At 38.5% G+C, this 11,667-nt stretch carries 10 protein-coding genes; 7 read left to right on the forward strand and 3 right to left on the reverse strand.

The window, feature by feature from the left end; translation table 11 throughout:
• Positions 1-22: 22 nt before the first annotated feature.
• Genes ABJF11_RS02705 through ABJF11_RS02715 form a run of 3 tightly spaced genes read left to right on the forward strand, consistent with a single transcriptional unit; the run spans position 23 to position 3,257 of the window.
• Positions 23-1,582 carry a PglZ domain-containing protein gene (locus tag ABJF11_RS02705; protein ID WP_348117888.1) on the forward strand — a complete coding sequence of 520 codons (1,560 nt, stop codon included), beginning with the start codon at positions 23-25 and terminating at the stop codon, positions 1,580-1,582.
• Between the two features lie 33 nt (positions 1,583-1,615).
• Positions 1,616-2,038, forward strand: coding sequence for a tRNA (adenosine(37)-N6)-threonylcarbamoyltransferase complex ATPase subunit type 1 TsaE (tsaE, locus tag ABJF11_RS02710; RefSeq protein WP_348117889.1), 423 nt, complete (start codon positions 1,616-1,618; stop codon positions 2,036-2,038).
• Positions 2,031-3,257, forward strand: coding sequence for an alanine dehydrogenase (locus tag ABJF11_RS02715; protein WP_348117891.1), 1,227 nt, complete (start codon positions 2,031-2,033; stop codon positions 3,255-3,257). Before tsaE ends, ABJF11_RS02715 begins: the two co-directional genes overlap by 8 nt.
• A gap of 3 nt (positions 3,258-3,260) precedes the next feature.
• Here the strand turns inward: ABJF11_RS02715 and ABJF11_RS02720 are convergent, their stop codons facing one another.
• The 3 genes from ABJF11_RS02720 to recA form a co-directional block, all read right to left on the reverse strand.
• On the reverse strand, positions 3,261-3,497 hold the full coding sequence (locus ABJF11_RS02720) for a hypothetical protein (protein ID WP_348117893.1): 237 nt from the start codon (positions 3,495-3,497) through the stop codon (positions 3,261-3,263).
• A gap of 80 nt (positions 3,498-3,577) precedes the next feature.
• Positions 3,578-6,196 (reverse strand): valine--tRNA ligase, encoded by a 2,619-nt coding sequence (locus tag ABJF11_RS02725; protein WP_348117894.1) that lies wholly within the window; start codon positions 6,194-6,196, stop codon positions 3,578-3,580.
• Between the two features lie 153 nt (positions 6,197-6,349).
• Positions 6,350-7,381 carry a recombinase RecA gene (gene recA / locus ABJF11_RS02730; protein WP_348117895.1) on the reverse strand — a complete coding sequence of 344 codons (1,032 nt, stop codon included), beginning with the start codon at positions 7,379-7,381 and terminating at the stop codon, positions 6,350-6,352.
• 210 nt (positions 7,382-7,591) lie between these two features.
• Between recA and ABJF11_RS02735 the strand changes: the two genes are divergently transcribed.
• The 4 genes from ABJF11_RS02735 (at position 7,592) to ABJF11_RS02750 (ending at position 11,258) form a co-directional block, all read left to right on the forward strand.
• Positions 7,592-8,611, forward strand: a complete 1,020-nt coding sequence (locus tag ABJF11_RS02735; RefSeq protein ID WP_348117897.1) for an aminopeptidase — start codon at positions 7,592-7,594, stop codon at positions 8,609-8,611.
• A gap of 141 nt (positions 8,612-8,752) precedes the next feature.
• Complete coding sequence (locus ABJF11_RS02740; protein ID WP_348117898.1) at positions 8,753-9,436, forward strand: response regulator transcription factor; 684 nt, start codon at positions 8,753-8,755, stop codon at positions 9,434-9,436.
• Between the two features lie 10 nt (positions 9,437-9,446).
• Positions 9,447-10,487, forward strand: a complete 1,041-nt coding sequence (locus ABJF11_RS02745; RefSeq protein ID WP_348117899.1) for an ATP-binding protein — start codon at positions 9,447-9,449, stop codon at positions 10,485-10,487.
• A gap of 51 nt (positions 10,488-10,538) precedes the next feature.
• Positions 10,539-11,258 carry an RNA pseudouridine synthase gene (locus ABJF11_RS02750; RefSeq protein ID WP_348117900.1) on the forward strand — a complete coding sequence of 240 codons (720 nt, stop codon included), beginning with the start codon at positions 10,539-10,541 and terminating at the stop codon, positions 11,256-11,258.
• The last annotated feature ends 409 nt before the right edge of the window (positions 11,259-11,667 follow it).

Raw genomic sequence — 11,667 nt, forward strand, 5'->3', positions numbered from 1 at the left:
ATCACTCAAAGAAATATACAATATGCGAAATTACGAAATATTATGGGCTGATGATGAGATTGATTTGTTAAAACCCCACATCCTTTTCTTAAACAATAAAGGGTACAACGTCACACCGGTAAATAGCGGATCCGATGCGCTGGACATCATGAAACAGCAAGTCTTTGACGTGATCTTTCTAGATGAAAATATGCCGGGCTTGACAGGCTTGGAGACCTTGGCGGAAATCAAAACCAGCCATCCCAATGTGCCCGTAGTCATGATTACCAAGAGCGAGGAGGAGCATATCATGGAAGAGGCGATAGGGGCGAAGATTGCGGACTATCTGATCAAGCCACTAAATCCCAACCAAATATTGCTTTCGGTCAAAAAGATACTAGACAACAAAAGACTAGTTACCGAAAAAACCAATATGAGCTATCAGCAGGATTTTAGAAATATTAGTACCGCTGTAAATGAAAATTTGGATTTTCAGGAATGGATCGATTTATATAAAAAAATGGTCTATTGGGAGCTAGAAATAGACGCGACCGAAGAGCGAGCCATGGCAGAAGTGCTAAACATGCAGAAAGACGAGGCAAACTCTGAATTTTGTCGCTTTATCACAGATAACTATGTGGACTGGCTAAACAATGCCGATATTGAAAAACCTTTGCTTTCTCATAGGATCATGAAAGAAGAGGTATTCCCATTACTAGAAGAGAAAAAGCCTGTGTTTTTCTTCCTAATTGACAACCTGAGGTATGACCAATGGGAAATATTGGAGCCCATCATTTCAGAATATTATAATATAGAAAAAGAGGTCCCTTTTTATGCAACCATACCCACGACCACAGCCTACTCTAGAAACTCCATATTTAGTGGAATGATGCCTGCCGAAATGGCTAAGAAGCACAGTGACATCTGGATTTCAGAAGATGGTGAAGAAGGGAAAAACATGTATGAGGAAGAATTCCTAAGAAGAAACCTCAAACGAAACAATCATGATATCAGCTTCTCCTACCATAAAATATTGCAAAAGCAGCAAGGAAGACAGCTCGTGTCCAATGTCAACAACCTATTGAATAACGATCTCAATGCTATCGTCTACAACTTCATTGACGTACTCTCTCACGCCAGAACCGACATGAAAATGATTCGCGAACTGGCCCCTGACGAACCCGCCTATCGTTCTTTGACCTTGTCCTGGTTTAAGCATTCAACGCTGCTGGAACTGCTACAGATTTTGGCTCAAAAAGATGTAAAGGTGGTTCTTTCGACTGATCATGGTACAATTCGGGTCAAGAAGCCCTACAAGATTGTAGGAGACAAAAAAACCAATACCAATCTTCGATACAAAGTAGGAAAAAATCTGAATGTGGATGACACGGAAGGTGTAATGATTTGTCGCAACCCTGAAGAATTACATCTACCTAAGGAAAATGTGTCGAGCTCCTACATTTTTGGAATGAAGGATGACTTCTTTGTATATCCCAACAATTACAATCATTTTGTAAACTACTACAAGGATACTTTCCAACATGGTGGTATTTCTCTCGAGGAAATGATTGTACCACTTATTCATTTGACACCTAAGAGTTAATCATAAGTAGAACAAAAAAGGCTCAGTATTAAAGTGGAACTTAAATTATCAAATCTGAATGAAATTGACCAGATAGCAAAGCGGATAATTGACTATGCTGGTGATGAAACCATTTGGATCTTTGAAGGAGAAATGGGAGCAGGAAAAACCACCTTGATCAAGGCTATATGTAGAGCCATTGGTATAGTTGATGAAACCAGTTCTCCCACCTTTGCATTGGTAAACGTGTATGAAAATAGCTCAAAAGAGGAATTTTACCATTTTGATTTCTTCCGAATCAATGATGAATTAGAAGCACTTGATATCGGTTGTGATGAGTACTTCTATTCTGACCGCCCCTGTTTCATTGAATGGCCGGGAAAGATACCGAGACTGATACCGACCAAAAACCTAAAAATTAGTATTATCTTAGATGCTGAAAGCAATCGAATCGTCAGCCTAAGTAAGAATGAATAAGCAATTGATGGGAAGTGTATCTGCGCTGGTAGAAGAGTCAAAACTGTACCCGCAAGAGAAGTTGGCATCTGTACGTACGGCCAATCAATCTCTGAATATCGGAATCCCAAAAGAAAAATCCACCTATGAAAATAGAGTGCCACTCACTCCGAAAGCAGTTGCTGCACTGACTAGTAATGGGCACAAAGTGATGATACAGGCAGGGACCGGTAGTGCTGCCAACTTCTATGACAAAGAATACACAGAAGCAGGGGCCAACCTCACAAAAAGCACGGAAGAAATCTTTAAATCCGACCTAATCCTGAAAGTTGAATTCCCTACTAAGCAGGAAATTGAAATGATGAGTATGGGGAAGACAATTATCTCTACTATACACGCAGACAAGGATCTTGGCCAGCGCTTATCCTTGCTCAATCAAAAAAAGGCTACCGCGATTGGATATGAGTTTATTGAAGATCAGATTGGCGGACTGCCAATTGTTCGAGCCATGAGTGAGATTGTCGGTGCTGTGGTTATTCCCCTGGCCGCGGACTACCTCAGTACCAATCAAGGGGGAGCAGGAATTATTCTTGGAGGAATCACTGGCGTCCCGCCTACCAATGTAGTCATTCTGGGAGCTGGTACTGTGGCTGAGTATGCAGCTAGGACGGCGCTGGGATTGGGTGCTTCTGTCAAAGTTTTTGATAGACACCTGTATAAGCTGCATCGCTTGAAGCACATTCTTTCATCTCCGGTGTTTACCTCTACAATCGATCAGGTTGCATTAAAAAAAGCGCTTATTGAAGCTGATGTAGTGATAGGAGCGGTCAGAGCTGATAAAGGCGAGCTCAAGAAAATAGTCAGTGAGGAGACCGTAAAGGCGATGAAAAATAGTGCAGTGATTGTTGATGTAAGTATCGACGAAGGAGGGTGTTTTGAAACCTCATACCCTACTAATTTGAAAAATCCTGTCTTCGAAAAGTATGGAGTCAAGCACTATTGTGTACCGAATATTGCATCAAACGTACCAAGAACATCTACAAAGGTGCTAAGCAACATTTTTACACCTATTCTAAACGGCATCGCTCAACGTGGAGGAGTGGACCAGATGATCTTCGAAAACAAATGGTTTATGAAAGGTGTCTACACTTACAAAGGATATATGACGAATTATCACCTTTCGGAAAAATTCAAACTAAGATTTAAAGATCTAAATTTATTGATGGCAGCAAGGTTTTAAACCTTACTTAGATGCATTACATTCTGCAAGTGCTTTTTCTGCTTCATCCGCACGCCTTTTAGCAGTAGTCGCCTGTTCTTTGGAAAAATCTGATAATTTGGTTTGTTCTTTCAACTGCGCTTGTGCTTCAGCTAAATCCTTTTTTAATTGTGCATTCTCAGCTTCTAAATCACCCGAGCAGGAAGCGAACGTACAAATAAAGAAGATAGAGGCTAGTAGAGCGGTATGTTTTAGGTTCATTGTAATTTGGATTTATTTTCTCTTCAAAGTAGACATAAAATGGTATACTTCCAATCAATAATTACGGTTTCGGACTTTAATTATAGCTGCGCCTCTAATATTGCAATTTTAGCCTCCGCGTCTGCCTTTTTCTTTCTTTCCAGAGAAATCACTTGTTCGGGAGCATTGTTTACAAACCTATCGTTGTTCAATTTTTTATCAATACCTAAAATAAATCCTTTCAATCGCTCTATTTCCTTGATGGAATCTTCTTTTTGATCTTGCGCACTTGCATGATCGCCAAGCGGTACAAAAAACTCATTTCGATTGATGATAAACGTAGTAGAGTTCCCTATTTTATTTTCTGTAGCTTCAATTTCTTCTAGATTCGCAAGTTTTTTTATCGCCGTTTGGTAACTCTTGTACGTATCAAAATTGTCTGACTTAACAAATAAATTCAACACGGTCTTTGGAGAAATGCCAGCTGAATTTCGAATATTTCGAATATTTGAAATGACTTCAAAAACCTCCTGTACTATCAAGAGTTGAGACTTGTCGAATGGCTTTGGAGTTGGCCAATCTGAGACGATCAGATTCTCTCTATCCTCCCTTGGCTTAATGTTTTTCCAAATCTCCTCAGTAATGAAAGGCATAAACGGATGAAGAACTCGCATCAGTTGCTCAATAAAATCTATGGCCTGCGTGACTGATTGTTGGCTTATGGGTTGCTGATATCCAGGTTTAATAAGTTCAAGATACCATGAGCAGAAATCGTCCCAAACCAGTTTGTAGGTGGCCATCAGAGCTTCTGACAGTCGAAACTTAGAAAAGAGATCGTCGATTTCTGTGAGCGTTTCATTAAATCTGTTTTCAAACCAGTGGGCTGCCACGATAGCTGTCTGATCTTGTGGTGCATCCACAGTTTCCCAACTTTTGATTAATCGGAAGGCGTTCCAGATTTTGTTCGAAAAATTTCTTCCCTGCTCGCATAATTTCTCATCAAACAATAAATCGTTGCCAGCAGCTGAGCTTAGCAACATTCCAACTCTAACGCCATCGGCACCATATTTATCCAAAAGGCCAAGTGCATCTGGAGAATTCCCGAGAGATTTGGACATTTTTCTGCGTTGCAGATCACGTACCATACCTGTGAAGTATACTTTTTCGAATGGCTTGTCTTTGCCAAATTCATATCCAGAAATGATCATCCTGGCTACCCAAAAGAAAATGATGTCCCACCCAGTGACCAATACCTGTGTAGGGTAATAGTATTTGTATTCTTCATTATCAGGATTTCTGAACCCATCAAATACTGAAATAGGAAGCAAAGCACTGCTAAACCAGGTGTCTACCACATCTTCGTCACGTTTTAGATCTGCAAGAGTGAGTTTATCATTTCCCGAATCTCTTTTAGCCATTTCGAGAGCCTCCTCTGCCGTTCTGCCAACTGCGACGCCATTTTCTCCATAGTAGTATGCAGGGATTTGCTGCCCCCACCATAGTTGACGAGAGATTGGCCAGTCTTTTATATTTTCAAGCCAATGCTTGTATGTATTTTTAAATTTTTCTGGAAAAAACTGAATATTGTCATTCAGGACATTTTCTAGTGCTGGGGTTACCAACTTTTGCATGTCTACAAACCACTGCAGTGATAATTTGGGTTCGATGGCCGTATCTGGATTTCTTTCTGAGAACCCAACCTTATGTCTTAAGTTTTCAGTTTTAACCAGAGACCCTAGCTCTTTAAGCTCTTTTGAAATTAATTTTCTCGCATTCTCTCTACCCTCTCCAATATAGAATTGAGCCTGATCGTTGAGCGTACCATCATCATTTAATATATCTATAGTTTCAAGATTATGCTTCTGTCCCAAGTCATAATCATTGGTGTCATGAGCTGGGGTTACCTTTAGACATCCGGTTCCGAATTCAATATCAACATAGTCATCTTCAATAATTGGAATCGCCCTATTGACCAGAGGGACAATTGCTTTTTTCCCTTTGAGATGAGTGTATCTTTCATCTTTTGGGTTGATACAGATGGCCGTATCTCCAAGGATCGTCTCTGGGCGGGTCGTAGCTATGGTTACAGTCTCATCCGATCCTTCAATAGTATACTCTACATAGTAGAGAGCCGCATCAATATCTCTATAGATTACTTCTTCATTGGATATGGTGGTTTGAGCTGTGGGATCCCAGTTTACCATTTTGTAATCACGGTATACAAGGCCTTTCTTGAAGTAGCTGATAAAAACTCCTTCTACAGCATCTGAATTTTTTTCATCCATGGTGAAGAAGGTCCTTTCCCAATCGCATGAAGCACCCAATCGCTGCAATTGATTAAGGATTATTCCACCATATTTCTCTTTCCATTCCCAGGCATGTGACAAAAACTCTTCTCTTGTCAGGTCAGATTTTTTGATGCCTTGTTCTCTGAGCATGCCTACAACTTTAGCTTCTGTGGCAATAGATGCGTGGTCTGTACCAGGTATCCAGCACGCTTCCTTGCCCTGCATTCTAGCCTTTCTAATCAATACATCTTGAATGGTATTATTCAGCATGTGTCCCATGTGAAGCAAGCCAGTGACGTTAGGAGGTGGGATTAGAATGGTATATGGTTCTTTTTCTGGATTAGGTTCCGAATGAAAATAACCTTTATCTAGCCATTCCTGGTAGATTTTACCTTCAACTTCAACGGGATTGTACTTTGTAGAAATAGACATTGCAAGTCATTAAAAAAATTGAACGGCAAAATTATAAAAAAAAGGCGCTTAGCTAGGGTTTTTCATAGTAATGTGAGGACGATTCTCTTAAAACCCAAAATAAAAAGAGATACCATCTCTGATATCTCTTTTCATATAGCTTTTTTAGATATTTTAAGCTTCGGTTTTGACAGGTTCCTCCACATCCTCAACTCCGTTGATTTTATTCCGAATACCTTGTTCCATTTCATCCATTAGTTCGGGGTTGTCCAATAAAAGTGATTTTACCGAATCCCTTCCCTGACCGAGTTTATTACCCTTGTAAGAGAACCATGAGCCTGCTTTATTAATGATCCCAAGTTCCACGCCGAGGTCAATTATTTCACCAACCTTAGATATCCCTTCTCCATACATGATGTCAAACTCCACTACTTTGAAAGGTGGAGCTACTTTGTTCTTTACGACTTTCACTCTGGTTCTATTTCCAAGTACATTATCAGCACTTTCTTTGATCTGACCAATTCTTCTTATATCAAGTCTAACAGACGAATAAAACTTAAGTGCATTTCCCCCTGTGGTAGTTTCCGGATTTCCGAACATAACACCAATTTTCTCACGTAGCTGATTAATAAAAATACAGGTACATCCAGTCTTATGTATGGCACCAGTTAATTTTCTTAGCGCCTGACTCATCAATCTAGCCTGAAGCCCCATCTTACTGTCACCCATTTCTCCTTCAAGTTCTGCTTTTGGAACCAGGGCGGCTACTGAGTCAATCACGATGATATCAATTGCTCCTGAACGGATTAAGTGCTCGGCGATTTCAAGCGCTTGTTCCCCATTATCAGGTTGTGAAATCAGTAGATTTTCGGTGTCTATACCTAGCTTCTCTGCATATGTGCGATCAAAGGCATGTTCTGCATCAATAAATGCTGCCATTCCACCTTGTTTTTGTGCTTCTGCGATGCAGTGTAAGGTGAGAGTAGTCTTTCCCGATGATTCAGGTCCGTAGATTTCCACGACTCTTCCTCTTGGTACGCCTCCTATGCCTAAAGCTATGTCTAAACTGACGGATCCTGTAGGTATTGAAGGTATGTCAATGACACTCTCGTCAGATAATTTCATTACAGCACCCTTACCATAAGACTTTTCAAGTTTGTCTATGGTCAATTGGAGGGCTTTTAATTTTTCGGCGTTTTCGCTCATTGTGAGATTTTTTCTGGTTCTATATTAGGCATGCAAGTTATTTCAATTTTGCCAACTAACAACGGTGCTGACATGCCTAATTAATAAAAATATTAGCAAATATATAAATCATTATTTAAAATACTAAAAAAATTAGTAATTAATTAAATACTGCTCTTTTTAGGTGTAGTTAATTAGTCCCTTGTTTAATTATGCAATCATAAAAGTCATATGAAGAAGGTTATCACGGGTTTAGGTGTTTGTGTATTACTTCTAATTGCCATTGCTCAGTTAGAAGTAGTGGCCTATTTGTATATGCAGGCAAGTGGACAGTTAGAGGTATTATGGAATGCCAGACCTATTGATGAAATACTCAAAGATCAATCTGTTGATAGCGTATTGAAGGATAAAATCAGACTTGTTGACCGAGTCATGCTTTTTGCTGAGGCAGATTTGGGATTGAAAACTGATGGTTTATACAAAACCTTGTATGATCAGAAGGGAGAGGATATCTTGTGGAATTTGTCCGTCTGTGAACCGTATCAACTGAAATCTGTAGAGTGGTATTTCCCCATTGTAGGCGCGATTTCATATAAAGGGTATTTCAATCTTGATCTTGCAAAAGAAGAGGGTGAGAAATGGAAGGAAAAAGGATATGATATTCGGATTAGACCAGTCAATGCCTGGTCTACTCTTGGGTGGTTTTCTGACCCTATTCTGTCAAATAGTTTAGAACGAAGTGAAGGTGGAATATCAGAGTTATTTATTCATGAAATCACGCATAGTAATATTTTCATTTCAGATTCTTTAAGTTTCAATGAAAATTTGGCATCCTTCATTGGAGAAAAAGGAGCTAGACTTTTTCTTGCCAAAGAATATGGTGAGAATAGTGAGCAATACAAGTCTTATATCCGCGAGGAGGAAGATACACAAATGTTTATCAATTATTGCTTATACGGGTTAAATGAGTTGAATAATCTATATAGGAGCCTTGATAATAGCATGCCTGAATCGGATAAAAGAATAGCTAAGGAGATATTTATGACTAACTGGGTATCGAAGTTAGACTCAATGCCATTTAATGACACCACACGATTTGAAAATAGATTTATCAATCAATTACCAAACAATGCTTTTTTTATGTCATTTGAACGTTATGATTCTAAGAAAAAAGCATTCAATAAGATATTAGAGAATGACTTTGACCATGATTTAAAAAGATTCATTAATTTTTACAAGGAGCAAGACTAAGATCAAAAGAATATTTCCTTTGTATTAAATAATTGTTATGTCTTACTAATTGGAAAGGTTAAGTAATTAATATTCGGGAATTTGCATCATGAAATTATTAATCTAAATTTCACAATTGTAAGAAAATCACTATCTAAAAATATGTCAGGGAATAAGAAAATCCTAGTTGTAGATGATGAAACCGACATTCTTGACCTTTTAAAATATAATCTGGAAAAAGAGGGTTATCAGGTCCAGGTGGCGGATAACGGAATAAAGGGTGTTGAAATTGCACAAACCTTCGTTCCAGATTTGATTTTACTTGATATCATGATGCCCAATCAAGATGGTGTTGAGACCTGTCGGCAATTGAGAGAACTGAAAGTGTTGTCACATACATTTATATTATTTCTCACTGCACGAGTTGAAGAGTATTCAGAAATTGCAGCCTTTGACAGTGGAGCAGACGATTATCTGACGAAGCCGATTAAGCCAAGAGCACTGATGAGTAGGATAAATGCCATATTCAGAAGGTCTAAAAAGGACGTTGATGTAGAAGAAAAAATCGTTACTGGTGACCTGGTGATTGATAGACAAAGTTATGTAGTCACTCAAAATGGCAGAGATTTCACTTTGCCTAAAAAGGAATTTGAATTGTTATTCTTCCTGGCACAGCATCCCGGCAAAGTATTTAGTAGAGATGACCTATTGATCAATATATGGGGTACAGATGTTTTTGTTTTGGCCAGAACAGTGGATGTCCATATTAGAAAAGTCAGAGAAAAAATTGGAGACGGATATATATCTACTATTAAAGGAGTAGGATATAAATTTGAGCTAGACTAATTTTTTATAAATGTTATTAAATTCCAAAGGTCTCGCACTCATTCTTGCTGCGAGCATTGCTGTTATTGTAGCCGCTAGTCTATTATTAATCTCAGAACTGCCAGTTTATGTTTTTTGGTTAATTCCTGTTATTTGCTTTGGAGCGAGCTATATCCTCATTAATGTAGTAATGGAATTCCTTTTCTTTAAGGAATTAAGAAACATATATGAAATGTTTGAAAAGATTAGAAAAAATGATCTTTCATCATTGAAACCAAAGAGATCTTATGGACATAGTTCATTAAATCAAATTCAACAGGAAATCTACTCATATGCATACGTTAAGCAATCTGAAATTGAAGAGCTTAAGCAAATGGCCAAATTCAGGCGGCAGTTTTTGGCAGATGTATCTCATGAACTCAAAACACCAATTTTTGCAGCACAGGGATTTGTACATACCCTATTGGATGGCGCGATAGATGATAAATCTATTCGGATGAAGTTTTTGAAAAAGGCAGCTAAAAATCTGGACGGATTGGACGCACTGGTTCAGGACTTGCTGACTGTCTCGCACATGGAGGCTGGAGATATCACAATGCATTTTGAGCCAACCAATATCGGAGAAGTTGTTCATGAAATTTTTGATCAACTTGAAGATAGGGCTAATAAGAAAGGTATTGAGCTGAAATTAGAATCGGCCAAATCAAGTGATTTTCTGGTTCTTGCAGATAATCAAAGAATTCATCAGGTATTTGTGAATTTGATTTCTAATGCCATAAAGTACTCCGACGAAAACGGCCAAGTCGTGGTAAGCCTTGCCTCTAACAATGGAAAACTTGACATAAGCGTAAAGGATAATGGGATTGGAATTCCACCTGAACACCTCAATCGTGTATTCGAACGCTTTTATCGCGTGGACAAAAGCAGATCAAAGGCACAGGGAGGTACTGGCTTGGGCTTATCTATCGTCAAGCACATTGTAGAAGCGCATAGAAGTGAAATCAAAGTAGTAAGTAATGTTGGACAGGGGTCGTCCTTTAGTTTTGAACTGGAACTCTACAAACCAGAGTAGTTTTCATATCCTGAATTGTCTTTTTCTTAATTTCATACTTACCTTACCTTAATGATGAAAAAAGCCTGGAATGTGCAAGATTTGATCGTTTTTGATGACGATAATTACACAATTATCAACAAGCCACCCTTTCTTTCTACTCTTGAAGATAGAAATGACCCAAACAATGTTCTTGGACTTTTTAGAAAAGAGAATGCTAATTATCAAGTGTGCCATCGGCTTGACAAAGAAACTAGTGGGGTTTTGATCTTGTCTAAGCATGAACAAGCCTTCAAAGCTGCTGCCCTGCAATTTCAAGAGAGAACTATTGAGAAAATATACCATGCGCTGGTCAAAGGACAATTTATGAATGAGGTGATTCAGGTCGATGTCCCTTTGAGGACCTCTGGCTCAGGAAAGGCAATTGTTGATAGACGAAACGGAAAAGAAGCGTTGACCTTGTTTAGACCAAAACAATTTTTCAAGGGGTATACTTTAGTAGAGGCTAAGCCCATCACAGGACGCACCCATCAAATCAGAGCGCACCTGGCATATTTAAAATTTCCAATTTGCGGAGATGTACTATACGATGGTGAGCCGATTTATCTTTCTACGGTCAAAAAAAACTACAAACGGAAGGTTGATATGGATGAACGGCCGCTTTTTAGCCGTGTAGGGCTGCATGCGCACGCAATTAAACTAACAAATGTTAATAAAAATATTATTTCGATTTCCTGTGATTATCCAAAGGATATGGCTATAATTCTAAAAAAGCTTAATAAGTACAGTTAAAAAAGGTTGTATTTTAAAATTTTATACTTCATATCAACTGCTTTTAAATGTCGCCAAATACACACAGGCTTTAAATATTGTCAATAAAGTTTCATAAATGTTGTCAAAATAGTAATATTGCTGTTACTACAATTGGCCTGATTGTCATATTAGCAATATTTGATTAGGTCATTGAAACTTTTGAAATAAAGAATTAAACCAACTTCAGGCAGTAAAATGCTCGAAGATTTTTTATTTTATTTTTAACTAAACCATATTTTATTATGAGAAAACTATTACTGATTTTCTTGTTCGTGTCTGGCTTGATAGCACAAGCTTCCGCACAGGACAGGACAGTTTCTGGTAAGGTGACGTCTGCAGAAGACGATTCGACACTACCAGGCGTGACAGTTGTACTTAAGGGTACGAC

This window comes from Reichenbachiella sp., assembly GCF_039941815.1.
In the GTDB taxonomy this organism is placed as follows: domain Bacteria; phylum Bacteroidota; class Bacteroidia; order Cytophagales; family Cyclobacteriaceae; genus Reichenbachiella.

Bases quoted from the DNA above. Each gene is read 5' to 3' on its own strand.
- ABJF11_RS02740 (WP_348117898.1), top strand. From the start codon at position 8,753: ATGTCAGGGAATAAGAAAATCCTAGTTGTAGATGATGAAACCGACATT.
- ABJF11_RS02715 (WP_348117891.1), top strand. From the start codon at position 2,031: ATGAATAAGCAATTGATGGGAAGTGTATCTGCGCTGGTAGAAGAGTCA.
- ABJF11_RS02735 (WP_348117897.1), top strand. From the start codon at position 7,592: ATGAAGAAGGTTATCACGGGTTTAGGTGTTTGTGTATTACTTCTAATT.
- ABJF11_RS02720 (WP_348117893.1), bottom strand. From the start codon at position 3,497: ATGAACCTAAAACATACCGCTCTACTAGCCTCTATCTTCTTTATTTGT.
- recA (WP_348117895.1), bottom strand. From the start codon at position 7,381: ATGAGCGAAAACGCCGAAAAATTAAAAGCCCTCCAATTGACCATAGAC.
- ABJF11_RS02725 (WP_348117894.1), bottom strand. From the start codon at position 6,196: ATGTCTATTTCTACAAAGTACAATCCCGTTGAAGTTGAAGGTAAAATC.
- ABJF11_RS02750 (WP_348117900.1), top strand. From the start codon at position 10,539: ATGATGAAAAAAGCCTGGAATGTGCAAGATTTGATCGTTTTTGATGAC.
- ABJF11_RS02705 (WP_348117888.1), top strand. From the start codon at position 23: ATGCGAAATTACGAAATATTATGGGCTGATGATGAGATTGATTTGTTA.
- ABJF11_RS02745 (WP_348117899.1), top strand. From the start codon at position 9,447: ATGTTATTAAATTCCAAAGGTCTCGCACTCATTCTTGCTGCGAGCATT.